The organism is Caenispirillum salinarum, assembly GCF_044803115.1.
In the GTDB taxonomy this organism is placed as follows: domain Bacteria; phylum Pseudomonadota; class Alphaproteobacteria; order Rhodospirillales; family Rhodospirillaceae; genus Caenispirillum; species Caenispirillum salinarum_A.
On the sequence record NZ_CP085224.1, the window covers coordinates 2,376,189 to 2,402,430 of the forward strand.

Consider the following 26,242-nt stretch of genomic DNA (forward strand, 5'->3'; position numbering starts at 1 on the left):
CCTGTGGCTTGTGCGGGCCGAGGTGTTTCGAGGGGGTTCAAAAAGCGTCCCGCGGGGCATCTGTCAAGACTCGGGCCACCCCGCCGGAGTCGCGTCGCCTCCGTGCCAGGGCCCTGCAGGGGCGCCGGAGACCCGAACCGGTGCGGATGAATGTCGTATAGGTCTACAGCCTATATCCTATCGCCTATAACCGCGAAATATTGAGGGATTACCACGGCTTGACGGTGCCCGGTAACGCACCGGTCATGGAACGGTCAACCCCTCGTAAACTCTTGGTCTCTTTAGAAAAAACTTCATTTTCCTTTTCGCGGGCAAGGACATGATCTTGCCCTTGCCAAGGAGTTTTCCAGGGTGAGGGGACGACACATGCGGCTTGGAAATTTAGGACTCGGCGCCAAAATCTGGCTGCCCATCGGCCTTCTGGCACTCGGTTTCATCGCCATCTGCGGCGTGTCGCTGGCCTTCGTGCAGGACACGCTGATGGATGACCGCCGCGCCAAGGCGCGGGCCATCACGGAAACGGCCCACGCCATCTTCGCCCGCCACGCCGAGCGCGCGGCCACCGGCGAGGCGTCGGACGCGCAAGCCCGCGCGGCGGCCAAGGAAGCCATCCGCGCCATGCGCTACGACGGCGAGGAATACGTCTTCGTCTTCGACATGGACGGCCAGGCCGTCGTGGTTCCGCCCAAGCCCGAGCTGGAAGGCACCTCCATGCTCCAGGCGACGGACCCCGAGGGCGTGCCCTTCGTGGCGGAGATGGCCGAGGTCGTGAAGACCGACAGCGCGGGCTTTGTCCACTACCACTGGCCCAAGGCCGGGCACGAACAACCGGTGGACAAGCTCTCCTACGTGCAGGCGTTCGAGCCTTGGGGCCTGTTCATCGGCACCGGCATCTATCTGGACGACGTGGCGGCGGTGTTCTGGAACCGCGCCATGACGTTCGCCGCCATCGCCATCGTGCTCCTGGGTGGGGTCGGCGGCCTGGCGTGGCTGATCGTGCGCGACATCTCGCGCCCCACCGTAGACCTCGCGCACCGCATGCACGACCTGGCCGACGGCCGGCTGGACGTGGAGGTGGTCGGCACCCATCGCGGCGACGAGATCGGCGAGATGGCGCGCGCGATGGAGATCTTCAAGCAGAACGCCGCCGAGCGCGCCCGCCTGGAGGCCGAGCAGAAAGAGGCCGAGATCCGCGCCGCGCGGGAGCGCAAGGAACTGATGAACCGCCTGGCCGACGACTTCGAGCGCGCGGTGGGCGAGGTGGTCAAGTCCGTCTCCGACGCCGCCGCCGAGATGGAGGCCACGGCCACGGCCATGACCTCGACGGCCGAGGAAACGTCCCGCCAGTCCACGGCCGTCGCCGCGGCGGCGGAGGAGGCCACCAGCAACGTCGAGACGGTTGCGGCGGCCACCGAGGAACTGTCGGCCTCCATCGGCGAGATCAGCCGCAACGTCGGCGGTGCCTCCGCCGAGGCGAAGGAGGCCGTGGGCCAGGCCGAGCAGTCCAACCGGATGGTCCTGGAACTGGCCCACGCCGCCGAGCGCATCGGCGAGGTGGTGACACTGATTTCCGACATCGCCAGCCAGACCAACCTGCTGGCGCTCAACGCCACCATTGAGGCCGCGCGCGCCGGCGAGGCGGGCAAGGGCTTCGCGGTGGTGGCGAGCGAGGTCAAGACGCTCGCCAACCAGACGGCGCGGGCGACGGAGGAGATCAGCCAGCAGATCGCCTCCATCCAGACCGCGACCAAGGGCACGGTCGATGCCATTCAGGGCATCGGGCGGACGATCGGGCGCATTTCCGACACCGCGCACTCCATCGCCGCCGCCGTGGAGCAGCAGGGGGCGGCGACGCAGGAGATTTCCCGCAACGTGCAGGCCGCCGCGGCGGGTGCCGGCGACGTGACCCACAACATCGGGGGCGTGAAGGACGCCGCCGGCGAAACCGGCGCCGCCGCCGCGCAGGTGCAGATGTCGGCGTCGACGCTGGCCCACCACTCGGGCCTGCTGCGCAAGGAACTGGACCACTTCCTCAGCGGCGTCCGCGCCGCATGACGACCACCTCCGACCCGAACAATCCGATCCCATTCCCCAGCGACATCCCGTCGACGGAGAGACCGCCGTGACCAAGACCATGCTCGAGAACATCTACCATGACGCGCTGACGCTCATGGAAGAGATGCGCGACTACGTCCGCGAGGACGCCCGTCGCGACCGCGAGGCCCTGCCGTGGGAGGACCGGGCGGCCATCATCCAGGTCAACCGCCTGATGACCGTGCGGCTGTGCCACGCCCTGCAGCTCATCCAGGCGCACCGGGCCCGGCTGGCGGGCGATCTGGAGGCCGGCCGGCCGCCGCGCATCGGCTTGGCGCCGGTGCCGGTGGACCGCCACGGCACCCTGCTGCCGCCGCGCCTGCTGGAACTGTGCGAGAACGCCAACCACCTGTTCGACCGCCTGCACGCCGTCCACCTCGCGATCCTGCCGGGCGAGGAAATGGACGGCTTGGACGCGCGCGATCACACGCCCATCCCGCCCACGGGCGCCCCGTCCGTGGCCGCGCTGGAGGTGCCGGAGACGGTCGCCGGCGACAACTCGGACGAAGACGAACGGGCCTACGCCTGACCGTCGCCAATCAGGTCAGAACCGGATGAGCATTGCGGAGGAGGCGCATCAGGAATGCGCCTCCTCCGGTCCGTTGAAGTCGGTGACACCCTGGCTGATGGCCCAGCACGCCAGCCGCACGGATTTCGGGATCTGGATGGGCTTTCCGTCGCGCTCGCCCTTCTCGTAGTACTGCACGATGCGGTGCTTGAGGCCGAGCGCCGTGGCCGCTTCCTTCTGCGACAGTTTCAGCGATTTGCGCCAGTGCTTGAATGCCTTCGGGGTCATGCGGGCCTCCCCCGTGCGTCGACAAGATCGATATTCATCCAGTCCTTGCATCATAGGCCTCCCGCGCCTTTTTCGCAACGCACAACGTGCGGCTTTTCCTTGAAATTTCCGCACAATGTGCGTACACTTCCAGACGTTGAATGGATGCCGTCGGCACACGCAAGACCATGCTTCCCGGCATGGCACCGCGCGACATCCCGCCCAAACGCTCTGATCAAGGGGGGTAGTGCCATGGTCGCCGAAATCATTCGTCCCGCCGCCTTTTCCATCGATCCGGCGCAGGCCGGCCCGGTGCAGCGCATGCGGCTCGCCAACGCCAACGCCGCCAATGCCTTTCATGCCGTGGAAGACGGGCTGCACGACGTGACCGCAGAATCCGCCGCCGACGAACGCCGTGCGGCGGAGCTGTCCCGCCTGGCCGCCACGCTCAGCCGCCAGATGGACCGCCTGATCGAGGAAACGCGCCGCATGACCACCGTTCTGCGTGCGCAATAACGGCCCCGACCGCTTCGACCATATCAATGCAGCCGGAAGCCCGTCCCATTTCAGGGGCGGGCTTCCGGCTGTATGGGCGCGTGCGTCGCCTTCGCCCGAAGTTCCGCGACGAAATGGTGAAATCCGCACCCATTCAGGGGTTGTGCTCTGGTCACCGGCACCTAGACTTGTTAAAAGTTTTTCGCATTGCAGCATCGGCGCGCACCGCGCCACCGCAAGCGCGCGGCTGCCGCTCCGGTGAGGGGGAGTCGGCCGCGCCGAGGGGACTTTCAGCAGGAGGGCTTCCGTGTCCTTTTACGCCAACATGTACCAGGACAAGCTTTGCAAACCGGCCGACGCGGCCAAGCTTGTCGAAGACGGCAACAACCTCGTCATGGGCATGGGCGCCGCCATGCCGCCCGTGCTCATGGGCGCCATCGCAGAGCGCGTCAAGGCTGGTGAGTTCACTCGCCTGCCGGTTTACTACATGCATGCCAGCGACGCCGCCGTGAAGACGCTGCTGGTGCCCGAGCTGATGGATGTGGTCAAGCCGCACCCGCTGTTCATGTCGGGCTTCGACCGCGCGCTGGCCAAGAAGGGCTACGAGGTCGGCAAGGAATACATCCACTTCGTGCCCTGCGCCTTCCACCAGGCTGGCAAGCTGCTGACCGAGGAAATCGGCGCCGACTGCTTCATCGTGCAGGTCTCCCCCATGGACCGCGCCGGCTACTTCAGCCTGGGCACCAGCCCGGACTACGGCGCCACCGTGGTGCGCAACTGCAAGCGTCTGATCGTCGAGGTCAATCCCAACATGCCGCGCACCTTCGGCGAGTGCCTTCTGCACGTCTCCGAGGTCGACGCGGTGGTCGAGGGCGACACGCCGCTCATGGAAGCCCATCACAAGGACGCCAGTGCCGAGGACGAGAAGATCGCCGGCTACATCGCCGAGTTGATCCCCGACGGCGCCACGCTGCAGATGGGCATCGGCGGCGTGCCGAACTCGGTCATGAGCTTCCTGTCCAATCACAAGGACCTGGGCCTGCATTCCGAGCTGTTCAGCCCCGCCATGGTGGACCTGATCAAGAAGGGCGTGCTGAACGGCAAGCGCAAGAAGCTGTTCCCGTTCAAGCACGTCTACACGCTGGCGCTGGGCGATCGTGACATGTTCGACTTCATGCACGACAACCCGTCCATCGTGGGTTATCCGGTGGCCTGGGTGAACAACCCGGCGGTGATTTCCAAGAACAACGACATGATCTCCGTCAACGGCGCCATCGAGGTGGACCTGACCGGCCAGATCGGGTCGGAGTTCCTGGCCGGCCACCAGTTCTCGGGCACCGGCGGTCAACTGGACTTCGTGCGCGGCGCCTACGCGGCCAAGGGCGGCAAGAGCTTCATCGCCCTGCATTCCACGGCCAAGGGCGGCAGCCTGTCGCGCATCGTGCCCAAGCTGTCGGGCCCGGTCACCGATCCGCGCATGGACACCCATCACGTCGTCACCGAGCACGGCATCGTGAACCTGAAGGGCAAGTCCATGCAGGAGCGTGCCGAGTTGCTGATCGGCCTGGCCGCGCCGCAGTTCCGCGACGATCTGGTCACCGAGGCCAAGAAGCAGGGTCTTCTCTGATCCTCGTGCCGGCCACGGCGCAGACGTAAAAAAGGCGGCGGAGCCAATGGGTTCCGCCGCCTTTCTCTGTCAGGGCATAAGCCGGATCAGCCGGCGCGCACCTGCTTCAGGAAGTCGGAGACCTGGTCGCGCAGCAGGTGGGCCTCCTTTGCCAGGGACTCCGACCGACTGAGAACCGTGCCGGCCATTTCGCCGGATTCACGCGCCGCGCCCGAGACACCCTCGATGTTCGACGTCACCTCCTGGGTGCCGCCCGCGGCCTCCTGGATGTTGCGGGCGATCTCCTGCATGGCGGCGTCCTGTTCCTCGGTCGCCGCGGCGATGGCGGTGGAGATGTCGTCGATCCGCCGCACGGTGGTGCTGAAGTGCTCGATGGCCGAGACCGACTTGCGGGTGGCCTCCTGCACCTCGGTGATCCGGTGGGTGATGTCCTCGGTGGCCTTGCTGGTCTGGCCGGCGAGACTCTTCACCTCGTTGGCGACCACCGCGAAGCCCTTGCCGGCATCGCCCGCGCGGGCGGCCTCGATGGTGGCGTTGAGCGCCAGCAGGTTGGTCTGGTCGGCAATGTCGCCGATCAGCGAGACCACGGTGCCGATGTGTTCCACGGCCTCGGCCAGATCGCGGACGACGTCGGTGGTTTCCTCGGCCTCGGTCACGGCGGAGGAGGCGACGTCCTTGGCCTGGACGACCTGGCGGCCGATTTCGGCCGTGGAGGCTGTCAGCTCCTCGGTGGCGCTGGCGACGGTCTGCACGTTGGCCGACGTCTGCTCGGCGGCGGCGGCGACGGCGCCGGCCTGCTGGGTGGTCTGCTCGGCCGCGGCTGAGACGGCCTGGCTGGCCTCCTGCATGTCCTCGGCGGCGGTGCCGACGTCCTTGACCACCTTGCCGACGGACTTTTCGAAGCGGTCGGCCAGGTCCAGCATGGACTGGCGGCGTTCCTCGGCGGCGCGCTCGGCGGCGGCCTCCTGCTCCTGCTTCATCTCTTCCATGCGGCGGCCGTTCTCGACGAAGACGCCCATGGCCTGCGCCATGTCGCCGATCTCGTCGCCGCGGTCGCGGGCCGGAACCTCGACGGACAGGTCGCCCTTGGCCAGCGTGTTCATGGCCTTGGTCATGCGCGCCAGCGGCACCGACAGGCTGCGCGAGAACCAGAAGCCGAAGGCCCCGACGATCGCCAGCACGATCAGGCCGGCGACCAGCAGCGTGTTGCGCAACTCGTAGATGGGCTCGAAGACCTCCGCCTCGTCGGCTTCGGCCAGGATGGCCCAGGTGACGCCCTCGAAGGTCAGGGGTTCGGCGGCGGAGACCACCTGCTCGCCGCGGTAGTCGGTGACGGTCTGGACAAGGCTTTCACCGTTCAGGGCGGCCGCGACGGTCGGCGTCTCGACGCGGGTCTTCAGCAGGTTCGGCTCGCTGGACAGGCGGCTGTCGGTGCGCATCAGGTTGTCGGGACCGACGAGATAGGTCTCGCCGGTGCGGCCCAGGCCGTCGGCCTTCTGCATCACGTCGTTGATGCGGTCGACGGGCATCTGGAAGGCCAGGACGCCCAGAAAGCCGCCTTCGGCGTCGCGCACCGGGGTGGCGATGAAGCTGGCCGGCGCGCCATTGGAGGGCGCGTAGGGCTCGAAATCCATGAACGTCACCGGGTTCGGCGCGCCGCCATTGGCCGCCTGGCGGGTCTCCGAGAACGCTTCGGCAAGGCCGGTGTCGGCGTACTGGCCGGAGACGAGGTCCGTGCCCAGGTCCGGCTCCTTGAACACCGTGTAGACCACGCGGCCCTCGGCGTCGATCAGGAACACGTCGTAATAGCCGCGTTCTTCCTGAAGGCGCTTGAGCCAGGGATGACGGCGCTCATGCACGATGGCGTAGTCGCCCAGCGCGGCCTGGGGCGCCTGGTCGCGGACATAGACGTCGCGCAGCGTCTCGCCGCCTTGCGGAAGGGCGTCGTAGGCGGCGGTGAAGTTGGCCAGCGCGTCGGCCACCGCAGGACTGGCCGCGGTGACCTGCAGATCCTGACGGATGCTTTCCAGGTATTGCATGATGGTGTCGGCGCGCGCGTCACGCACGGCCACCAGCTTGCGCTCGGCGGCGGTCTGCAGGGCGTCTTCGGCCCTGTCGTAAGAAATAACAGCCGTGGCGACCACGGCAATGATCGCAGTGCCGACAATCAGCGCCGGCAGCTTCACGGCAATCCGCATCCTTCCGAAAAGAGACATGGCGGCGATCCCCCTCTTTAGACTTGCATTTTCATTCTGCCCGCTACGCCGCATATACGCCTAAAGAATTAACGGGGGCGTTAGCTGCAGTGCAGATATGTGCATATTTCAGGACTGGATCACCGCACACTGCCACGCACAAAATCAGGTGACGCTTCGTCGCCCCGCCCCGCCGCGCCTTGGGCCTTTCAACCGCGCCGGCTTCCTGCCATAGTGCGGGCCATCAATGCGTTGCCGAGGCGTTCTCGCCCTCTGGCAATTACCACGACATCTGGTATAAGAACGCTAACTGAGCCCGTAGATACGGTCGGACGAGAGTTATGGCTGGTCATTCTCAATTTAAGAACATCATGTACCGCAAGGGCGCGCAGGATGCGAAGCGCGCCAAAATGTTCACCAAGCTGGCCAAGGAAATTACCGTGGCCGCCAAGCAGGGCCTGCCCGAGCCGGACAAGAACCCGCGCCTGCGCGCGGCGATCGCCGCGGCGCGCGCCCAGTCCATGCCCAAGGACAACATCGAGCGCGCCATGAAGCGCGCGCTTCCCGGCGGCGATTCGGCCGACTACGAAGAGGTCCGCTACGAGGGCATGGGCCCCGGCAACGTGTCCGTCATCGTCGAGGCGCTGACCGACAACCGCAACCGCACGGCCGCGGAAGTTCGCTCGGCCTTCACCAAGGCGGGCGGCGGTCTGTCGACGGTGGCCTTCAACTTCGAGCGCGTGGGCCTGATCCAGTATCCCGCGGACAAGGCCGACGCCGAAGCCATGCTGGAGCACGCCATCATGGCCGGCGCGCAGGACGTGGAAAGCGACGAAACCTCGCACACCATCTACTGCCAACCCGACGACCTGCAGGCCGTGCGCGACGCGCTGGAGGACGAGCTGGGCGAGCCCGAAGCCGCGCGCCTGGACTGGAAGCCGCTGACGGTGGTGGACATCACCGACGAGGATCAGGCCAAGAGCCTGTTCAAGTTCCTGGACGTGCTGGACGACAACGACGACGTGCAGCGCGTCGCCGCCAACTTCAACGTGTCCGAGGACATCATGGAGAAGGTCGGCGGCTGACGGCGCCGGCCTCCGCATGAGGCGCGCCCAGCCGGCGTTCCGCCACCGCGACGACGAGGGGAGGGGCCGATGGTCATCCGTGTTCTGGGCCTCGACCCCGGCCTGCGCAACACCGGCTGGGGCGTGATCGAGGTGGACGGCAACCGCATGCGTGCCGTCGCCGACGGCACCGTGCGCTCCGACGAGAGGTGCTCCCTGGCCGAACGCCTGGGCCAGCTCTACGAGGGGCTGGAGCGGGTGATCGCCGACCTGAACCCGCACGAGGCGGCGGTGGAGGAAACCTTCGTCAACAAGAACCCGGCCTCGACGCTGAAGCTGGGGCAGGCGCGCGGCGTGGTGCTCCTGGCTCCGGCGCGGGCGGGACTGCCGGTGTGCGAATATCAGCCGTCGCTGGTCAAGAAGGCCGTCGTCGGCACCGGGCGCGCCGCCAAGCAGCAGATGGGCATGATGGTCAAGGCGATCCTTCCCGGCGCCACCTGCGACAGCGCGGACTCCGCCGATGCGCTGGCCGTCGCCATCTGCCACGCCCATTTCCGGGCGTCGCGCATCGCCATGGCCGTGGCGGGAGGCGCGGCATGATCGCCAAGCTCAAGGGCATCGTCGACAGCGTGGGCGACGACGGCGCCGTCATCGACGTCAACGGCGTCGGCTACCTCGTCTTCTGCTCCGGCCGCACCCTGCAACGGCTGGAGGTCGGCGCGGCGGTGGCGTTGGAGATCGAGACCCACGTCCGCGAGGACCACATCCACCTCTACGGCTTTTCCGACAAGCTGGAGCGCGAGTGGTTCAAGCTGCTGACCACCGTGCAGGGCGTGGGTGCGCGCGTCGGCCTTGCCATTCTTTCCGTGGTGCCGCCGGAAACCGTGGGCCAGGCCATCGCCGCCCAGGACAAGGCGCCGCTCACCCGCGCCGCCGGCGTCGGACCGAAGCTGGCCGGGCGCATCGTGTCCGAACTCAAGGACAAGGCGGCGGGCGTCGCCGCCTCGTTCCAGCCGAGCGCGACGGCGGCGTCCCTGGCGCCCCAGGGCAACGTCGCGCCGACGGCCGCGCCGGTGGGAGCCGAGCCGGGCGAGGGCGGGGCGGCGACGCTGGCCGCCAGCGTCACCGAGGATGCCACGTCGGCGCTGGTCAACCTGGGCTACAAGCGCATGGACGCCTATTCCGCCGTGGCCCGCGCCGCCCGCGACCAGGGCGACGGCGCCACAACGCAAAGCCTGATCACCGCTGCCCTGCGCGACCTTGCCCAGGTGTAACAGGAGTCCCATGGCCGCCGACGACCAGGACCGACTGATTTCCGCCCGCCGGCGCGAGGATGACGCCGACGCCTCCATGCGTCCGCAGGCGCTTGACGACTTCATCGGGCAGAAGCTTCTGCGCGAAAATCTGGGCGTCTACATTCAGGCGGCCAAGGCGCGCGGCAAGGCGCTGGACCATGTTCTGTTCCACGGGCCGCCGGGCCTGGGCAAGACGACGCTTGCCCAGATCGTGGCCAAGGAGATGGGGGTCGGCTTCCGCGCCACGTCCGGCCCGATGATCGCGCGGGCGGGCGATCTGGCCGCCATTTTGACCAATCTTGAAGCCCACGATGTCCTGTTCATCGATGAAATTCATCGCCTTAATCCTGCCATAGAGGAAGTGCTGTATCCGGCCATGGAGGATTTCCAACTGGACCTCATCATCGGCGAGGGGCCGGCGGCGCGCAGCGTGCGCATCGACCTGCAACCCTTCACCCTGGTGGGGGCGACGACGCGGCAGGGCCTCCTGACCCGCCCGTTGCGCGACCGGTTCGGCATTCCGCTGCAGATGAAGTTCTACGAGCCCGAGGAGCTTGAGGCCATCGTGAGGCGCGGCGCGAGCGTCATGGGACTGGAGATCACCGCCGACGGCGCGATGGAAATCGCGCGGCGCTCGCGCGGCACTCCGCGCGTGGCCGGCCGGCTGCTGCGGCGGGTGTCCGACTTCGCCCTCGTCGCCAAGCGCAGCCCGGTGGACCGGCATATCGCCGACGCGGCGCTCAGGCGCCTGGACGTCGACGCCATGGGCCTCGACGCCATGGACCGCAAGTACCTGGAGTGCATCGCGAAGCACTACGGCGGCGGGCCCGTGGGCGTGGAGACGCTGGCCGCCGCGCTGTCGGAGGAGCGTGACACGCTGGAAGAGGTGATCGAGCCCTTCGTCATCCAGAAGGGCCTGATCCAGCGCACCCCGCGCGGCCGCGTGCTGTCGGAGGCCGGTTTCTCCCACCTGGGGCTCATGCCGCCGCGCCGCGACGCCGCGGGCGGGCAGTTCGACCTGCTGAACCGGTCGGAGGGCGCGTGATGGACACCGTTTCGCGTGCCCTGGAAAACGCCGCCTCGGGGGTCGTCCGCGACGGCGTGCACGTATTTCCCGTGCGCGTCTACTTCGAGGACACCGACGCCGGCCGCATCGTCTACCATGCCCGCTACCTGCACTTCGCCGAGCGCGCGCGGTCGGAAATGATGCGCCTGCTGGGGTGGACCAATCCGCAGCTCATGGACGACCCCGGCCTCGCCTTCGCCGTGCGCCGGGCCACCATGGATTTCCGCAAGCCGGCCATGCTCGACGATCTTCTGGAGGTGCGCACGCGCGTCACCAGGGTCGGCGGGGCCTCGCTCCAGGCCGAGCAGCGCGTGGAGCGCGGCGGCGAGACGCTTGTGACCATCGACATCACGCTCGCCAGCATGGCCATGGGCGGTGGCGTCTGCCGCCTGCCCGCCGGCCTGCGGGCGCGGCTGGATGAACTCGTGATCCGGGGATAGGGGAAAGACACCGATGGAGCCCGCAGATCTGTCCATGTGGGGCCTGTTCCTTCAGGCCGACATCGTGGTCAAGGCGGTGATGATCGGCATGGTGCTGGCAAGCATCTGGTGCTGGGCGATCATCTTCGAAAAGGTCATGCGCCTGCGAAAGCTGCGGGCCAAGGCCGAGGCGTTCGAGGAAAAGTTCTGGTCCGGCGGATCGCTGGAAGACCTGTATGACCGCATGGGCAACCGCCCCAAGGACCCCATGAGCGCCATCTTCATTGCCGCCATGCGCGAATGGCGCCGGTCCTCGGGGTCGTTGGGACGCGAGAACGACGTGCGCGCGGGCCTCGCCCAGCGCATCGACCGGGTCATGCAGATCACGCTGGCGCGCGAGATGGACAACCTGGAAAGCCGGCTCGGCTTCCTGGCGTCCACCGGCGCGACCGCGCCCTTCATCGGCCTGTTCGGCACGGTGTGGGGCATCATGAACAGCTTCCACTCCATCGGCATGAGCAAGGACACGAGCCTCGCGACCGTGGCGCCCGGCATCGCCGAGGCCCTGTTCGCCACGGCGCTGGGGCTGGTGGCGGCCATTCCGGCGGTCATCGCCTACAACAAGATCAGTGGCGACCTCGACCGTTACGCCAAGCGGCTGGAGAATTTCGCCGGCGAGTTCGGCGCCATCCTGTCGCGCCAGTTGGAGCGCTGAACCCATGGCGATGTTCGTCAACAACAAGTCCAGCACGGGCTACCGCCGCGGCCGCCGCGCCATGAGCGACATCAACGTCACGCCCATGGTGGACGTGATGCTGGTGTTGCTGATCATCTTCATGGTCACCGCACCCATGCTGGCGACGGGCATCGAAGTCGACCTGCCCGAGGCGTCGTCTCCGGCCCTGCCGCAGGAGGACCCGACGAGCATCACGATCCAGGTGCTGGCCGACGGCCAGGTCGCCATCAACGACGCCGGCGAGGAAATGAGCCGCACGTCGACCAAGGAGGCCCTGCTGGCCCAGATGGCGGCCGTGCGTCAGTCGAACCCGGAGGGCGCCATTTTCGTGCGCGGCGATGGCGCGGCCAACTACGGCCGGGTGATGGACGTGATGGGCATTCTCTACGACGCCGGCTATCGCGAGGTGAACCTCGTCACCCAGCGGCCGAGCGGCGGCCAGTAAGGACGGCGTAAGCGATCATGGCGCGCGACGAGGAACAGCTTTCCGAACAGCCGAAGGGCATGGGCAAGGGTGTCATTCTGTCCGTGGTCTTCCACGGTGCCGTCGTGGTTGCGGCGCTGGTGGGGCTGCCGTTCCTGACCAGCGAGCCCGAGGAAGCTGAAGAGTTCGTCATGGTGGTCAACCCCGTCATCGACGAGATGACGGCCGCGCCGCCGCCCGCGCCCAAGCTGGCGGAAGAGGTCAAGCCGCCGCCGGCGCCCGAGGACGAGCCAAAGCCCGAGCCCGAACCCCAGCCGGAACCGCCGCCGGAGCCTCCGCAGCCCGAGCCGGAGCCGGAACCCGAGCCGCCCAAACCGGAGCCTGAGCCGGAGCCGGAGCCGCCGCCCGCGCCGGAACCGGAACCGGCCGCCCCGCCGCCGGAACCGGAACCCGCGCCCGCGCCGGAGCCCCCCAAGGAGGTGGCCAAGGCCGAACCTCCGCCCGAACCAAAGCCGGAGCCCGCGCCGCCGCCCATGCCGTCGCCGACGCCTCAGGCCAAGCCCGAGCCGCCGAAGAAGCCGGAGCCTCCGAAAAAGGAGGAGCCGCCCAAGGAGGTCGCCAAGGCCGAGCCGAAAAAGGAGCCGGAGCCCAAGCCGGAGCCGCCCAAGAAGGCCGAGCCCAAGAAGGAGCCGGACCCCTTCGACAGCCTGCTGAAGACGGTTGAGGAACTGGAAAAGAAGACCAGCCGTCCGCCGCCGGAAACGCAGGTGGCAGAGGCACGCGGCAGCCGCGACAGCCAGGAGGCGACCAGCAACCAGGTGCAGCGCGCGCCCAACCTGTCCGACGTCGCCACGGCGACGGAGAAGGAGGCCATTCGCGCGCACATCCAGCCGAACTGGTTCCTCGATCCCGGCATGAAGGGGCTGACGGACCTTTATGTGGAGATCCGCGTCCAGGTGGCGCCGGACGGCACCGTCCAGGGTGCGCGCGTCGTAAGCGATGCGCCGCAAGGGGCGGCCCGCCAGTTCCAGCAATTCGCCGAGAGCGCGCGCCGAGCCGTTCTCAAGTCCAGTCCGCTGCCCATTCCGCCGGGCAAGTACCAGCAGTTCCGCGACATGGTGCTGCAATTCCGCCCGGAGGACGCCCTGTGATCGCCGTCCATCGCCGCTGCCCAGTCAGGAGGACCCGCCCGACCATGCGCTTGAATGACGTCCGCAATGCCCTGAAGCGCGGCCTGCTTGCCGTCGTCGCCGTGGTGGCGACGGTGGCCGCCGTGGCGCTTCAGCCGGCTCCCGCCGCCGCCGAGGTGCGCATCGACATCACCCGCGGCAAGGTGGAGCCGCTGCCCATCGCCGTCGTGCCCTTCAATGCCGACAGCCCCCAGGCGGCCCAGCTCGCCCGCGACATCTCGGGCGTCATCGCCGCCGACCTGGAGCGTTCGGGCCTGTTCGCGCCCATCGATCAGGCGGCCTTCATCCAGCGCGACGTGCCCATGAACGCCCCGCCGCGCTTCATGGACTGGCGCTCCATCGCCGCCCAGGCCCTGGTGCACGGGGCGGTGCAGCCGCAGCCGGACGGGCGGGTGCGCATCGCCTATCGTCTGTGGGACATCTTCGCCGAGAACCAGATGGCCGGCCAGGCCTACACCACCCAGGCCGACAACTGGCGGCGCATCGCCCACATCATCGCCGACGACATCTACGAGCGCATCACCGGCGAACAGGGCTATTTCGACACCCGCATCGTCTATGTGGCGGAAAGCGGCCCGGCCGTGGACCGCACCAAGCGCCTCGCCATCATGGACCAGGACGGCGCCAACCACCGCTACCTGACCGACGGCTCCTCGCTGGTGCTGACGCCGCGCTTCTCGCCGACCAGCCAGGAAATCACCTTCATGTCGTATTCCAACGGCGTGCCGCGGGTGTTCCTCTACAACATCGACACGGGGCGGCAGGAACTGCTGGGCGAGTTCCCGGGCATGACGTTTGCGCCCCGGTTCTCGCCGGACGGCAACAAGGTGATCCTGTCCATGGCGCGCGACGGCAACTCTGAAATCTACGAGATGGACCTGCGCACGCGCCGCATCACCCGCCTGACCAACCACCCGGCCATCGACACCAGCCCCAGCTACTCGCCGGACGGTCAGCAGATCACCTTCAACTCCGACCGCGGCGGGGCGCAGCAGATCTACGTCATGGACGCCGACGGCGGTAACGTGCGCCGCATCAGCTTCGGCGACGGGCGGTACGCCACGCCGGTCTGGAGCCCGCGCGGCGACCTGATCGCGTTCACCAAGATGAAGTCCGGCCAGTTCTACATCGGTGTCATGCGCCCGGACGGTTCGGGCGAGCGCATGCTGGCGACGGATTACCTGGTGGAGGGTCCGACCTGGGCCCCCAACGGCCGCGTGATCATGTTCTTCCGCCAGAGCCGGGGCGGCCCCAACGCCGCGCCGAAGCTGGTGACGGTGGACCTGACCGGGCAGAACGAGCGCCTTGTGGTGACGCCGCAGGATGCGTCCGACCCGGCATGGTCGCCGCTGCTGCAGTAGGAAATGTTCACGCCGATGTTCCCGCGTCGCCACCGGCATGGGGTGGCGGCGCGGGGCGAATTCGGCTAAGACTTTCGGCGTCCGGGCAGGTATCGGCCCGGCGTCGCGACACGGCTTTCGGCGTCGGAGGACGGCCGCGCATAGGGCGGTCGACGGCAGCCGGACCGACAGATTGGTTCATGGGAGTGACATTGCGATGAAGTTCCGTTCTTTGAGTGTTTTTGCCGCCGTCGCGCTGCTGGCCGCCTGTACCACCCCGCCCGAGGAAGGCGCGGGCACGGGCGGCGCGGGGGCCATGGGCACCGCCGGCATGGGCGCGGGCGCGGCCGGCGAGGGCGTCGGCGCCGACGGCATGGGCCAGGCCGGCCCGGCGGCGGGCTCCGTTCAGGAGTTCCGCGAGGTCGTGGGCGACCGCGTCTTCTTCGCCACCGACGCCTACACGCTCAGCCCCGAGGCCCAGGCCGCCCTGCGTCGTCAGGCCGCCTGGCTGCAGCAGTATCCGGGCAAGACCGTTCTGGTGGAGGGTCACGCCGACGAGCGCGGCACCCGCGAGTACAACCTGGCGCTCGGTGAGCGTCGCGCCAATTCCGCCAAGGACTTCCTGGTGCTGCAGGGCGTGCCCGCCAACAACATCCAGACGGTCTCCTACGGCAAGGAGCGCCCGGTCTGCGTCGAGAGCACGCCGGACTGCTGGCAGCAGAACCGTCGCGCCGTGACCGTCATCCGCTGAGACCACGGCGGACGCGCCGGGCCGGCCTGACTGGTCCGGTGCGTCCGCCGCTGGTGTTCTGGGCGCAGAGGCAAAGGGAGTTCCACCGTGTCGATCCTTGGCTTGCGACGCATCCGCCGCCGTCCGGTCCCGCTGGGCCGGCGACTGCTCGCCACCTCCATGCTGGCCGTCGGGCTGGCGGCCGCCGCCGTCACGGTGTCGGCGCCCGCGCCGGCCGCCGCGCAGTCCGCCCAGGAACGGCTGGACCGACTGGAGCGCGACCTGCAGCTTCTCCAGCGCCAGGTCTACCGGGGTGATTTCGCCGCCGGCCAGACGCCGCCGCCGAGCACGGCGGGGGCAGGCGTGTCCGGCGACGTGGCAACCCGGCTTCAGGACCGCATCACCGAACTGGAGCAACTGGTGACGCGCCTGACCGGCCGCGTGGAGGAGACGCAGTACCAGGTCCAGCAGACGGACCAGCGCCTCCAGCGTTTCATGGACGACGTGGATTTCCGCCTGCAACAGCTTGAAGGCACGGGCGGCAGCGCCGCTGCGCCGGCGGGGGACCAGAACCAGAACCAGGGTACGAGCGCAGAAGCGCCCGCGCCGGGGCAGGGGACGTCCGCCACGCAGGGCGGCTTCCGTCCGGCCACGCCGTCCGAGGCCGCGCCGACGGGCGGGCAGGGCGCCGGCTCGCAGGGACTGGCGCCCGGCGAGGGCACCCTCGGCACCATTCCGGCCGAGCCGCCGGCCGAAGGCCAGGCCGAGGCTCCGGCGGCGCAGGGCGGCCCGGTGCTGCCCGAGGGCACGCCGGAAGAGCAATACTCCTACGCCTTCGGTCTGCTGCGCGAAGGCGCCTATGATCGCGCGGCGCGGTCGTTCGAGGCCTTCGTAGAGCGTCACCCGGAACACGCACTGGCCGGCAACGCCCAGTACTGGCTGGGCGAGACCCATTACGTGCAGGGCGATTACGAGCGGGCGGCGGTGACTTTCCTGGACGGATACCGCAGCTATCCCGAAAGTCCGAAGGCGCCGGACAACCTGCTCAAGCTGGGGCTGACCATGGCGCAGTTGGACAAGACCCGCGAGGCCTGCGCCGCCTTCACGCGCATCTCCGGCGAGTATCCGCAGGCGCCCGATCCCATCCAGCGCCGCGCCCGCTCCGAGGCCGAGCGCCTGGGCTGCGGCAACCTCTGACCGGTGCCATGGGCGGTCCGGACGATCAGGACGACGGGGCGGTGCCGGAGGGCGGCGCCGCCCGTCCCGTCTCGGCGGAGTGCTTCGCCGCGCTGATGGCGCCGCTCGGCCCCTTCGAGCGCCCGCCGCGCCTGGCCGTGGCGGTTTCCGGCGGGGCGGACAGCCTGGCGCTGACGCTGCTGGCCCATGAGTGGGCGGCGCGGCGCGGCGGCTCGGTCCTGGCGCTGACCGTCGACCATGGCCTGCGGCCAGCGGCGGCGGAGGAGGCCCGCACCGTCGGTCGCTGGCTTGCGGCGCGCGGCATCGCTCACGCCATCCTCACGAACGAACGTCCAGCCCCAAGCGCCAACATCCAGGCCGAGGCACGCGGCCTGCGCTATCGCCTGCTGCTGGAGCGCTGCCGGGCCGAGGGCATCCTGCACCTGCTGACCGGCCATCACCGAGAGGACCAGGCGGAAACGCTGTTGCTGCGCCTCGGCCGGGGCTCGGGCCTGCGCGGGCTGTCGGCCATGGCGCCGGTGACCGAGGCGACGGAGGCGCGGCTCCTGCGGCCGCTGCTGGATGTTCCGCGCGCCAGCCTGTCCGCCACCTGCGCCGCCGCCGGCATGGATTGGGTCGACGACCCCAGCAACCGCGATCGCCGCCATGCCCGGGTGCGCGTCCGGGCTGTGCTGCCGGCGCTGGAGACGGCGGGCATCGGCCTCACGCCCGCCCGGCTGGCGGAGACGGCAGCGCGGCTTGGCCGCGCGCGGGCGGCGGAGAACGAGGCCGTGGCGGCCCTGTTGGCCAAGGCGGTGACCGTGCATCCGCTGGGGCACGCGGAAGTGGACCCCGATCCGTTTGCCGACGCGCCCGAAGAAATCGCGCTGCGGGCCTTTTCGCGGGTGCTCGCCTGCATTGGCGGGGCGGCGCATACGCCCCGGCTCGACGGACTGGAGCAGGCGCTCGCGCGGCTGGGGACGACGGAGGTCACGGTGGCCGGATGCCGGCTCGCCCACCGCCGGAATCGCTGGATCGTTTGTCGTGAAGCCGGCCGCACCGCGCCGCCCGCGCCGCTGGCCGCCGGCGCATGGGACGGCCGCTGGCGCTGGACGCCGCCGGCCGACCGGTCGGACACGGCGGTGGGAGCCCTGGGCGAGACCGGCCTGTCGGTTGTTCCGAAGGATGTGCGCGGGCTCTTGCCGTCGGTGGTCGTTCAGGCGCTACCTGCCGTATGGAAGAGTGGCGACGTGATCGGCCTGCCCGGGCTCGGCTGGTGGAGTGACGCGGGTTCGGCGCCCCTGCTGCAACCGGGAAGCCTGCGGTTTGCCCCGCGCGTTGCCATGACGTATGTTGGATGTGGCGGCTTGCGCCGGGGGCGTCGTCACCTATGTAGGCAGGTAGATATTTCCCGCGTGGCGGAAGGGCGAATGAAGGCAGGTACGGGACATCGCCCCCGTCGCGCGACATGAGTGGAAGGGTCTGGAATTGAACTTCAGCAAAAACGTGCTTCTGTGGGTGATCATCGCCGTTCTCTTGGTGGCGCTGTTCAACCTGTTTCAGACGTCTTCCCCGCGCGGGACGGAGGCGCCGGTGGCGTATTCCGAGTTCATGGAGCAGGTCGAATCGAACCAGGTTCGCGACGTCACCATCCAGGGCGAGCAAATCACCGGGCACTACACCGATGGCCGCAAGTTCTCCACTTACGCGCCGCCGCAGAGCAGTGACCTTGTCCCGGCCTTGCGCGAATCCGGCGTGCGCGTGAGCGCCATGCCGGCGGAAGACAACGTGCCGACCTTCTGGGGCATCCTGATTTCCTGGTTCCCCATGCTGCTGCTGATCGCCGTGTGGATCTTCTTCATGCGTCAGATGCAGGGTGGCGGCGGCAAGGCCATGGGCTTCGGCAAGTCCAAGGCCAAGATGCTGACCGAGAAGGCGGGCCGCGTCACCTTCGACGACGTCGCGGGCATCGACGAAGCCAAGCAGGAGCTTGAGGAAATCGTCGAGTACCTGCGCGACCCGCAGAAGTTCCAGCGCCTGGGCGGCAAGATCCCCAAGGGCGTGCTTCTGGTGGGCCCGCCGGGCACCGGCAAGACGCTGCTGGCGCGCTCCATCGCCGGCGAGGCCAACGTGCCGTTCTTCACCATTTCGGGCTCCGACTTCGTCGAGATGTTCGTCGGCGTCGGCGCCAGCCGTGTCCGCGACATGTTCGAGCAGGGCAAGAAGAACGCCCCGTGCATCATCTTCATCGACGAAATCGACGCCGTGGGCCGCCATCGTGGCGCCGGCCTGGGCGGCGGCAACGACGAGCGCGAGCAGACCCTGAACCAGCTGCTGGTGGAGATGGACGGCTTCGAGGCCAACGAGGGCGTCATCCTGATCGCCGCCACCAACCGTCCCGACGTGCTGGACCCGGCGCTGCTGCGCCCCGGCCGGTTCGACCGCCAGGTGGTGGTGCCCAACCCCGACGTGCTGGGCCGCGAGAAGATCCTCAAGGTCCACATGCGCAAGGTGCCGCTGTCGCCGGACGTCGACGTGCGCATCGTCGCGCGCGGCACGCCGGGCTTCTCGGGCGCCGACCTTGCGAACCTCGTGAACGAGGCCGCGCTGATGGCCGCCCGCAAGGGCAAGCGCGTGGTCACCATGTCCGACTTCGAGGAAGCCAAGGACAAGGTCATCATGGGTGCGGAGCGCCGCTCCATGGTCATGTCCGAGGACGAGAAGAAGCTGACGGCCTACCACGAGGGCGGCCACGCCCTGGTGACCCTGATGTGCCCGGAATACGACCCGGTCCACAAGGCGACCATCATCCCGCGCGGCCGTGCGCTGGGCCTGGTGCAGAGCCTTCCGGAGCGCGACCGCATGTCGCACTCCCGCGAGTACCTGGAGGCGTTCCTGGCGATTGCCATGGGTGGCCGCGTGGCCGAGGAAGTGATCTTCGGCAGGGAGAAGGTCACCACCGGCGCCAGTCAGGACATCAAGATGGCCACCGACCGCGCGCGCCGCATGGTTACCGAGTGGGGCTTCTCCGAAAAGCTCGGCCCGCTGACCTACGGCGAGCCCGACGGCGAGGTGTTCCTCGGCCACTCGGTGACCCAGCACAAGAACATGTCCGAGCAGACTGCCCAGATGGTCGACGAGGAAGTAAAGCGCATCGTCGATGCGGGCTACCAGCGGGCCTACAAGTACATCACGGAAAACCGTGACAAGCTGGAGGCCATCGCTCAGGGGCTGCTGGAGTACGAGACCCTGTCGGGCGAGGAGCTGAAGACCCTCATGGCCGGCGGCCAGATCCGCCGCGACGACGACACCGGCGGCGGCACGCCGCAGCCGTCCGGCGGTCGCCGGTCCTCGGTTCCCGTCGCCGGCAAGGGCAAGGGCTCCGAGGGCGAGGCCGGCATCGGCCCGGGTCCGGAGCCTCAGCCGGGAACCTGATGCCGTGAGTGCTGCCTTCACCCCTTCCATCACGGAAAGCCCCGCGCTCGCGCGGGGCTTTTCTCTGCCCGAGGGCGCCGAACCGGCGTCCATGGTTCACCTGGCGCCGGCCGCCGTCTTGACCGGCGCCGCCGCCCGCGCCGCCATCGAGGGCGGTCACGCGCTGCCGCTGGCCGGGCGGGATGACATGGCCTTCTCTTTGGTGGCCGTGCTTCTCCGCAAGCCCGGCGGCGGCGCCGATGCCGTGGTCGCGCCCGAGGAAGCCGTCACCGCCTGGGCCGAGGGCTGCGCCGAGCACGTGGCGGCGCACGTGGCGGCGACGCTGGAACGCCTGACCGCGCCGCGCCCCGCCTTTGCCGGCCTGTCCATGGACCGGCCGCGCGTCATGGGTATCCTGAACATCACCCCCGACAGCTTCTCCGACGGTGGCGACCGCTACGATCCCGCCGTCGCCGTCGCCGACGGCTTGGCGATGCTGGAGGCGGGCGCCGACATCCTGGACGTGGGCGGCGAAAGCACCCGGCCCGGGTCCGACCCTGTGTCCCCGGAGGAGGAAATCCGCCGCGTGGTGCCTGTGGTGCGCGGGCTTGCGGAGAAGGGCGCCGTCGTCTCCATCGACACCCGCAACGCCGCCACCATGGAGGCTGCCGTGGCCGCCGGCGCGCGCATCGTCAACGACGTCACCGCCCTGACCTGGGACCCCGACGCCCTGCCGACGGTGGCGCGGCTGGATGTGCTGGTGGTGCTCATGCACATCCAGGGCACGCCCCAGACCATGCAGAAGGACCCCGTCTACGACTGCGCACCGCTGGACGTGGCGGACTGGTTGCGCGGCCGGGCGGAGGAGGCGCGGGCGGCGGGCGTGCGGGCGGAGAATATCTGCCTCGACCCCGGCATCGGCTTCGGCAAGACGCTGGCCCACAACCTGGAAATCCTGGCGTGGTCGGGCGTGCTGCACGGCCTGGGGCACCCGGTGCTGCTGGGCCTGTCGCGCAAATCCTTCATCGGCCGCCTCAGTCGGGGCGAGGCGCCGAAGGAGCGCCTGCCGGGCACCATCGCCGCCGATCAGACGGGGCTGGATCGGGGCCTGCAGATACTCCGGGTCCATGATGTGTCGGAGGCGGTGCAGGCGGTCGCCACATGGCGGGGCATCGGCTCAGTCTGACGACAGGTTGCCAAGCGGCCGTGCGCTAGGATAGTCCTTAGGGTAACTGTTCCGACCTTAGAGCACGGACCCTTGCCCATGACATCCAAGCTGTTCGGCACCGACGGTGTGCGTGGCACCGCCAATGCCTATCCCATGACCGCCGACATCGCCATGAAGATCGGCATGGCCGCGGGCTCCCACTTCACCAACGGCGATCACCGGCACACGGTGGTCATCGGCAAGGACACGCGCCTGTCGGGCTACATGCTGGAGCCGGCCCTGACGGCCGGCTTCATCTCGGTCGGCATGGACGTGATCCTGGTCGGGCCCATGCCCACCCCCGCGGTCGCCATGTTGACACGGTCCCTGCGCGCGGACATGGGCGTCGTCATCTCGGCGTCGCACAACCCCTATGAGGACAACGGCATCAAGCTGTTCGGCCCCGACGGGTTCAAGCTGTCCGACGCCACCGAGGACGAGATCGAGCATCTGCTGCACAACGGGCTGGATGCACTGCGCGTGGCGCCGGCGAAGCTGGGCAAGGCGCGCCGCATGGAGGACGCCACCGGCCGCTACATTGAAAGCGTCAAGGCGACGCTCCCGCGCGACCGGCGACTGGACGGTCTGAAGGTCGTCGTCGATTGCGCCAACGGGGCGGCCTACAAGGTCGCGCCGCAGGTGATCTGGGAACTGGGCGCCGAGGTCATTTCCATCGGCGTCGAGCCCGACGGCTTCAACATCAACAAGGGCTGCGGCTCGCTGTATCCCGAGCGGATGCAGCAGGCGGTGGTCAGTCACGGCGCCGATATCGGCATTTCCCTGGACGGCGACGCCGACCGCATCCAGGTCTGCGACGAACACGGCGCCATGGTGGACGGCGACCAGCTCATGGGCCTGATCGCGCGCGCCTGGAAGCGCGACGGCAAGCTGCAGGGCGATGCCCTTGTCGCCACGGTCATGTCCAACCTGGGGCTGGAGCGCTTTATCGAGAGCCAGGGCCTCAAGATGGTCCGCACCAAGGTGGGTGACCGCTATGTGGTGGAGTGCATGCGCCGCGACGGCTACAACCTTGGCGGCGAGCAGTCCGGCCACATCGTGCTGGGTGGCCAGGCGACCACCGGCGACGGCCTCACGGCGGGGCTGGAGGTCCTGTCGGAACTGATCCAGCAGGGGCGCCGGGCGAGCGAGGTCTGCCACGTCTTCGACCGGGTGCCGCAGGTGCTCAAGAACGTGCGCCTGGCCCACCGCGACGCGGCCAAAGCAGTCATGGACAGCAAGGTGGTGACCGATGCCATCGGCGCCGCCGAGGCGCGGCTGGAGGCTTCGGGCGGGCGCCTGCTCATCCGCCAGTCGGGCACCGAACCCAAGATCCGCGTCATGGCGGAAGGCGACGACAAGGCGCTGGTGGAGGACCTGGTGGACGGCCTGTGCGCCACCATCCAGGGCGAGGCGGCGAAGGAGGCCGCGTGATGCAGGGCCGCGTCCTCATCGTCGCCGGCAGTGACTCCGGCGGCGGCGCCGGCATCCAGGCCGACACCAAGACCGTCACAGCGCTGCAAGGCTTTGCCATGACGGCCATCACGGCCCTGACGGCGCAGAACACCTGCGGCGTCCACGGCGTCCACCCGGTGCCGGGCGACTTCATCCGCCAGCAGATCCAGGTCTGCATGACCGACATCGGCGCCGACGTGGTCAAGACCGGCATGTTGGGCGACGCGCCCACCATCGAGACGGTCGCCCAGGCGCTGGAGGACTTCGCGCCCGACGTGCCGCTTGTGGTGGACCCGGTCATGGTCGCCAAGGGCGGCCACCCGCTGCTGGCGCGCGAGGCGGTGACGGCGCTCAAGGGGCGGCTCATCAAGCGCGCGGCCGTCATCACGCCCAACCTGCCCGAGGCCGAGACGCTTCTGGGGCGCGACGTCCGCACGCTCGCCGACATGGAGGCCGCGGCCGACGACCTGCTGGCGCTCGGCCCCAAGGCGGTGCTGCTGAAGGGCGGGCACCTGGCGGCGGAAGAAAAGCTGGTCGACCTGCTGATCACGGCCGACGGCGTGACCCGCTTTGAGAGCGGCCGCGTCGCCACCACGTCGACCCACGGCACCGGCTGTACGCTGGCCTCGGCCGTGGCGACAGGGCTTGCCCAGGGCCGCGACCTGACCAGTGCGGTGTCCCGCGCGCGGGAGTACGTGCTGGGCGCCATCCGCACCGCGCCGGGCTACGGCCAAGGGCACGGCCCCCTGGACCACGCCCACACCGTGCGCCCGTTCGAGCGCCTTTAACGAATTCTCCCGAAGGACCGCCGAGCCCATGACCGAGGAACTGTTCCGCGAGGACTCCTACCTCAAGGAGTGCGCCGCCACCGTCACCCGTGCCGCCGACGGCGCCATCTGTCTCGACCGCACGGTGTTCTACCCGATGGGCGGCGGACAGCCGGGTGATTCCGGCGTGCTGCGGCTGGATGACGGGTCGGAGGTGCGCGTTGTCGACACCCGCAAGGACAAGGACACGGGCGACATCCTCCACATCCCGGCCGAAGGCGAGACCGCGCCGGCGGAAGGCGCGGCGGTGACCGCCGTTATCGACTGGGACCGCCGCCACCGGCTCATGCGGATGCATTCGTGCCTGCATCTGCTGTGCGCGCTGGTACCGGGCGCGGTGACCGGCGGCAACGTCAGTGACGGCAAGGGGCGGCTTGACTTCGACCTTGAGGAAAGCCCCGACAAGGAAGCGCTGACCGAAAAGCTGAACGCGCTCATCGCTGCGGACGCGCCGGTCGGGCATTCCTGGATCACGGACGAAGAGCTTGCGGCGAACCCGGACATGGTCCGCACCATGTCGGTCAAGCCGCCCATGGGGCAGGGGCGGGTGCGCATCATCGCCGTGGCGGGTGTCGACACCCAGCCCTGCGGCGGAACCCACGTCGCGCGCACCGGCGAGATCGGTCCCGTTCAGGTGGCGAAAATCGAGAAGAAGGGACGCATGAACCGTCGCATCAGCGTAGCGTTAATGTCAGGCTGAATCCGCTAACCGCGCTAAGGGATTAAGGCCATCCTCGGACCGGGTATCGCCGACATTCAGATGTGGATCACGCTCGCTCTCATGGCGGGCGTGATCGTGCTTTACGTCACCGAATGGCTGAGCCTGGAGTTGACGTCGCTGCTGCTGCTGTCGGCGCTGTTGCTGCTGTTCCACGTCGCGCCCGTGACCCGGGACGGCGAGGTCGTGCTGGAAGCCGCCGACCTGGTGCGTGGTTTCGCCAATCCGGCGCTGCTGACGGTTCTGGCGTTGCTGGTGGTGGGCGAGGCCATGATCCGGACCGGCGCCCTGGATTCAGTGGCCGAGAAAGTGGGCAGCCCGCGCATGGGCGTGCATCGCGGCATCGTCATGGTGCTGCTGGGCGTGGCGGTGTTGTCGGCGTTCCTCAACAACACGCCGGTGGTGGTGATCTTCATTCCCATCATGCAGGCGCTGGCCCGCAGTCGGAACTGGTCGCCAAGCCGCCTGATGATGCCGCTGTCCTTCGCCGCCATACTGGGCGGCATGACGACGCTCATCGGCTCGTCCACCAACCTGCTGGTGTCGTCGGCGCTCATCGAGCTGGGGCGCGAGGAACTGGGGTTCTTCGAGTTCCTGCCCATCGCCCTGGTGCTGGCCAGTATCGGCATGGTTTACACGTTTGTCGTGGCGCCGCGCCTGCTGCCCAGCCGGCAGCCCATGTCCAGCCGCATGGCCGGGGGTGGCAAGCAGTTCGTCAGCCAGATCGTGGTGCCCGAGGACAGCCCGCTTGTCGGCCAGAAGGCGGCCGCCGGCAAGTTCAAGGCGCTGCCCGACATCACCGTCCGCCTCATCCAGCGCGGCGAGCATGCGGAGTTGCCGCCGTTCGACGATTTTCCCATCCGGGCCGGCGACGTGCTGGTCATCGCCGCCACCCGTAGCGCCCTGACCGAAGTCGCGTCGCGCCAGCCTGGCCTGCTGTTCCCCCCGGTCCCCGGCCGCGACAGCCAGGGGGAGCGCATCAAGGGGCAGAAGGCCGTGCAGGAGGGCGCGGCCGTCAACGGCGCGGAGGCCGGCGAAGACGGCGCCCGCGAGGACGAGGGCGAGGACGGTGAGGCCGCGCCGCCGCCCGAACTGACGGAAATGGTGCTGGTGGAGGCCATGGTCAGCCCGGCCTCGCGCCTCATCGGCCTGACGCTGGAGCAGTACGGCATCCGCCAGCGGCACCGCTGCCTGGCGGTCGGCATCCTGCGCCGGGCGCGCATGATCCGCGCCCGCATGACCGAAATCCGGCTGGAGGCGGGCGACGTGATCCTGCTGCTCGGCCGCTCGCGCGACATCGACGGTCTGCGCGGCGAGCGCGACCTTGTCATCATGTCGGGCACCCGCGGCGCCCTGCCGCGCCGCCACCTGGCGAAGACGGCCGGCGCCATCTTCGCAGCGACCGTGGGGCTGGCGGCCCTGGGGCTGATTCCGATTCTGGCCGCCGCCATCATCGCCGCCACGGCGCTCATCGGCGTCGGAGCCATCAATTTGCGGCAGGCCGCCCGCGCCCTGGACCGCAAGATCATTCTGGTCGTCGTCGCCGCCCTGGCGCTGGGCGATGCGTTGCAGGCGACCGGTGGCGCGCGGTGGATCGCCGAGGGCGCGCTGGCCGTGGCGGGAGACATGGGACCGGTCGGCGTGTTGTCAGCCTTCTTCCTGCTGGTCGCGATGTTCACCAACATTCTCACCAATAACGCCACAGCCGTCCTGTTCACGCCCATCGGCATCAGCCTGGCCGAGCAGATGGGGACCGACCCGCGCATTTTCGCCATCACCGTGGTCCTGGCCGGAAATTGCTCCTTCGCGTCGCCCATCGGCTATAAGACCAACCTTCTCATCATGGGGCCCGGCCAGTACCACTTCGCCGATTTCGTGAAGGCGGGCCTGCCGCTGGTGATCCTGCTGTGGATCGTCTTCACCCTTTTCGCGCCGGTCTACTGGAGCCTGTAGCCGGCCGCGTTGACGGGCTTCCGGGCGGCGCATAGAGTGCGGCTC

General features: G+C 68.8%; 24 protein-coding genes. 22 read left to right on the forward strand and 2 right to left on the reverse strand.

All coding sequences use genetic code 11. The features are described from left to right. Positions 1-351: 351 nt before the first annotated feature. Both LG334_RS10885 and LG334_RS10890 read left to right on the forward strand, forming a co-directional pair. Positions 352-2,055 (forward strand): methyl-accepting chemotaxis protein, encoded by a 1,704-nt coding sequence (locus tag LG334_RS10885; protein ID WP_404386007.1) that lies wholly within the window; start codon positions 352-354, stop codon positions 2,053-2,055. A 67-nt stretch (positions 2,056-2,122) separates the two neighbouring features. Further along, the gene (locus LG334_RS10890; protein WP_404386009.1) at positions 2,123-2,623 is read left to right on the forward strand and encodes a DUF1465 family protein; all 501 of its coding nucleotides are present in this window, start codon (positions 2,123-2,125) and stop codon (positions 2,621-2,623) included. A 48-nt stretch (positions 2,624-2,671) separates the two neighbouring features. Here the strand turns inward: LG334_RS10890 and LG334_RS10895 are convergent, their stop codons facing one another. Next, the gene (locus LG334_RS10895; RefSeq protein ID WP_009539829.1) at positions 2,672-2,890 is read right to left on the reverse strand and encodes a DNA-binding transcriptional regulator; all 219 of its coding nucleotides are present in this window, start codon (positions 2,888-2,890) and stop codon (positions 2,672-2,674) included. A 231-nt stretch (positions 2,891-3,121) separates the two neighbouring features. Between LG334_RS10895 and LG334_RS10900 the strand changes: the two genes are divergently transcribed. Both LG334_RS10900 and LG334_RS10905 read left to right on the forward strand, forming a co-directional pair. Then, complete coding sequence (locus tag LG334_RS10900; protein WP_404386011.1) at positions 3,122-3,385, forward strand: hypothetical protein; 264 nt, start codon at positions 3,122-3,124, stop codon at positions 3,383-3,385. A gap of 286 nt (positions 3,386-3,671) precedes the next feature. Beyond that, positions 3,672-4,991: an acetyl-CoA hydrolase/transferase family protein gene (locus tag LG334_RS10905; RefSeq protein WP_404386013.1), complete on the forward strand. Its 1,320-nt coding sequence runs from the start codon at positions 3,672-3,674 to the stop codon at positions 4,989-4,991. A gap of 86 nt (positions 4,992-5,077) precedes the next feature. On the opposite strand, the gene LG334_RS10910 is transcribed toward LG334_RS10905, so the two are convergent. Beyond that, positions 5,078-7,177 carry a methyl-accepting chemotaxis protein gene (locus LG334_RS10910; RefSeq protein ID WP_404386015.1) on the reverse strand — a complete coding sequence of 700 codons (2,100 nt, stop codon included), beginning with the start codon at positions 7,175-7,177 and terminating at the stop codon, positions 5,078-5,080. Between the two features lie 350 nt (positions 7,178-7,527). Between LG334_RS10910 and LG334_RS10915 the strand changes: the two genes are divergently transcribed. From LG334_RS10915 to LG334_RS11000, 18 genes are all read left to right on the forward strand, one after another. Next, a complete protein-coding gene (locus LG334_RS10915) occupies positions 7,528-8,271 on the forward strand; it encodes a YebC/PmpR family DNA-binding transcriptional regulator (RefSeq protein ID WP_404386017.1) in 744 nt (247 codons plus the stop codon). Positions 8,272-8,346: 75 nt separating this feature from the next. Further along, a complete protein-coding gene (gene ruvC / locus LG334_RS10920; RefSeq protein WP_404386354.1) occupies positions 8,347-8,850 on the forward strand; it encodes a crossover junction endodeoxyribonuclease RuvC in 504 nt (167 codons plus the stop codon). Beyond that, positions 8,847-9,524, forward strand: a complete 678-nt coding sequence (gene ruvA, locus LG334_RS10925; RefSeq protein ID WP_404386019.1) for a Holliday junction branch migration protein RuvA — start codon at positions 8,847-8,849, stop codon at positions 9,522-9,524. The genes ruvC and ruvA overlap by 4 nt, the downstream gene beginning before the upstream one ends. A 10-nt stretch (positions 9,525-9,534) precedes the next feature. Continuing rightward, positions 9,535-10,590, forward strand: coding sequence for a Holliday junction branch migration DNA helicase RuvB (ruvB, locus tag LG334_RS10930; RefSeq protein ID WP_404386021.1), 1,056 nt, complete (start codon positions 9,535-9,537; stop codon positions 10,588-10,590). Continuing rightward, positions 10,590-11,051, forward strand: a complete 462-nt coding sequence (locus LG334_RS10935) for a YbgC/FadM family acyl-CoA thioesterase (RefSeq protein WP_404386023.1) — start codon at positions 10,590-10,592, stop codon at positions 11,049-11,051. The genes ruvB and LG334_RS10935 overlap by 1 nt, the downstream gene beginning before the upstream one ends. Positions 11,052-11,064: 13 nt before the next feature. Further along, entirely contained in the window at positions 11,065-11,745 is a 681-nt protein-coding gene (gene tolQ, locus LG334_RS10940) for a protein TolQ (protein WP_404386025.1), read from the forward strand. 4 nt (positions 11,746-11,749) lie between these two features. Further along, positions 11,750-12,211 carry a protein TolR gene (gene tolR / locus LG334_RS10945; protein WP_404386027.1) on the forward strand — a complete coding sequence of 154 codons (462 nt, stop codon included), beginning with the start codon at positions 11,750-11,752 and terminating at the stop codon, positions 12,209-12,211. A gap of 17 nt (positions 12,212-12,228) precedes the next feature. Next, positions 12,229-13,341 (forward strand): TonB C-terminal domain-containing protein, encoded by a 1,113-nt coding sequence (locus LG334_RS10950; protein ID WP_404386029.1) that lies wholly within the window; start codon positions 12,229-12,231, stop codon positions 13,339-13,341. A 44-nt stretch (positions 13,342-13,385) separates the two neighbouring features. Beyond that, positions 13,386-14,741 carry a Tol-Pal system beta propeller repeat protein TolB gene (gene tolB / locus LG334_RS10955; protein WP_404386031.1) on the forward strand — a complete coding sequence of 452 codons (1,356 nt, stop codon included), beginning with the start codon at positions 13,386-13,388 and terminating at the stop codon, positions 14,739-14,741. A gap of 196 nt (positions 14,742-14,937) precedes the next feature. Beyond that, positions 14,938-15,471, forward strand: a complete 534-nt coding sequence (gene pal, locus LG334_RS10960; RefSeq protein WP_404386033.1) for a peptidoglycan-associated lipoprotein Pal — start codon at positions 14,938-14,940, stop codon at positions 15,469-15,471. An 87-nt stretch (positions 15,472-15,558) separates the two neighbouring features. Next, complete coding sequence (ybgF, locus tag LG334_RS10965; RefSeq protein ID WP_404386035.1) at positions 15,559-16,647, forward strand: tol-pal system protein YbgF; 1,089 nt, start codon at positions 15,559-15,561, stop codon at positions 16,645-16,647. An 8-nt stretch (positions 16,648-16,655) separates the two neighbouring features. Beyond that, positions 16,656-18,098, forward strand: a complete 1,443-nt coding sequence (gene tilS / locus LG334_RS10970) for a tRNA lysidine(34) synthetase TilS (RefSeq protein WP_404386037.1) — start codon at positions 16,656-16,658, stop codon at positions 18,096-18,098. A 16-nt stretch (positions 18,099-18,114) separates the two neighbouring features. After that, entirely contained in the window at positions 18,115-20,061 is a 1,947-nt protein-coding gene (gene ftsH / locus LG334_RS10975) for an ATP-dependent zinc metalloprotease FtsH (protein ID WP_404386039.1), read from the forward strand. A 4-nt stretch (positions 20,062-20,065) separates the two neighbouring features. Further along, positions 20,066-21,226: a dihydropteroate synthase gene (folP, locus tag LG334_RS10980; RefSeq protein WP_404386041.1), complete on the forward strand. Its 1,161-nt coding sequence runs from the start codon at positions 20,066-20,068 to the stop codon at positions 21,224-21,226. A 78-nt stretch (positions 21,227-21,304) separates the two neighbouring features. Beyond that, positions 21,305-22,678, forward strand: a complete 1,374-nt coding sequence (glmM, locus tag LG334_RS10985) for a phosphoglucosamine mutase (RefSeq protein ID WP_404386043.1) — start codon at positions 21,305-21,307, stop codon at positions 22,676-22,678. Further along, a complete protein-coding gene (gene thiD / locus LG334_RS10990; protein ID WP_404386045.1) occupies positions 22,678-23,487 on the forward strand; it encodes a bifunctional hydroxymethylpyrimidine kinase/phosphomethylpyrimidine kinase in 810 nt (269 codons plus the stop codon). Before glmM ends, thiD begins: the two co-directional genes overlap by 1 nt. A 28-nt stretch (positions 23,488-23,515) precedes the next feature. Then, positions 23,516-24,226, forward strand: a complete 711-nt coding sequence (locus LG334_RS10995; protein WP_404386047.1) for an alanyl-tRNA editing protein — start codon at positions 23,516-23,518, stop codon at positions 24,224-24,226. A gap of 60 nt (positions 24,227-24,286) precedes the next feature. After that, positions 24,287-26,197, forward strand: coding sequence for an SLC13 family permease (locus LG334_RS11000; RefSeq protein WP_404386049.1), 1,911 nt, complete (start codon positions 24,287-24,289; stop codon positions 26,195-26,197). The last annotated feature ends 45 nt before the right edge of the window (positions 26,198-26,242 follow it).

What these genes read in the sequence shown, in the direction of transcription:
- ruvA (WP_404386019.1), top strand. Translation starts at nt 8,847, where the DNA reads ATGATCGCCAAGCTCAAGGGCATCGTCGACAGCGTGGGCGACGACGGC.
- LG334_RS11000 (WP_404386049.1), top strand. Translation starts at nt 24,287, where the DNA reads ATGTGGATCACGCTCGCTCTCATGGCGGGCGTGATCGTGCTTTACGTC.
- ruvB (WP_404386021.1), top strand. Translation starts at nt 9,535, where the DNA reads ATGGCCGCCGACGACCAGGACCGACTGATTTCCGCCCGCCGGCGCGAG.
- pal (WP_404386033.1), top strand. Translation starts at nt 14,938, where the DNA reads ATGAAGTTCCGTTCTTTGAGTGTTTTTGCCGCCGTCGCGCTGCTGGCC.
- LG334_RS10915 (WP_404386017.1), top strand. Translation starts at nt 7,528, where the DNA reads ATGGCTGGTCATTCTCAATTTAAGAACATCATGTACCGCAAGGGCGCG.
- tolQ (WP_404386025.1), top strand. Translation starts at nt 11,065, where the DNA reads ATGGAGCCCGCAGATCTGTCCATGTGGGGCCTGTTCCTTCAGGCCGAC.
- LG334_RS10950 (WP_404386029.1), top strand. Translation starts at nt 12,229, where the DNA reads ATGGCGCGCGACGAGGAACAGCTTTCCGAACAGCCGAAGGGCATGGGC.
- tolR (WP_404386027.1), top strand. Translation starts at nt 11,750, where the DNA reads ATGGCGATGTTCGTCAACAACAAGTCCAGCACGGGCTACCGCCGCGGC.
- LG334_RS10900 (WP_404386011.1), top strand. Translation starts at nt 3,122, where the DNA reads ATGGTCGCCGAAATCATTCGTCCCGCCGCCTTTTCCATCGATCCGGCG.
- thiD (WP_404386045.1), top strand. Translation starts at nt 22,678, where the DNA reads ATGCAGGGCCGCGTCCTCATCGTCGCCGGCAGTGACTCCGGCGGCGGC.
- glmM (WP_404386043.1), top strand. Translation starts at nt 21,305, where the DNA reads ATGACATCCAAGCTGTTCGGCACCGACGGTGTGCGTGGCACCGCCAAT.
- tilS (WP_404386037.1), top strand. Translation starts at nt 16,656, where the DNA reads ATGGGCGGTCCGGACGATCAGGACGACGGGGCGGTGCCGGAGGGCGGC.
- LG334_RS10895 (WP_009539829.1), bottom strand. Translation starts at nt 2,890, where the DNA reads ATGACCCCGAAGGCATTCAAGCACTGGCGCAAATCGCTGAAACTGTCG.
- LG334_RS10935 (WP_404386023.1), top strand. Translation starts at nt 10,590, where the DNA reads ATGGACACCGTTTCGCGTGCCCTGGAAAACGCCGCCTCGGGGGTCGTC.
- tolB (WP_404386031.1), top strand. Translation starts at nt 13,386, where the DNA reads ATGCGCTTGAATGACGTCCGCAATGCCCTGAAGCGCGGCCTGCTTGCC.
- LG334_RS10995 (WP_404386047.1), top strand. Translation starts at nt 23,516, where the DNA reads ATGACCGAGGAACTGTTCCGCGAGGACTCCTACCTCAAGGAGTGCGCC.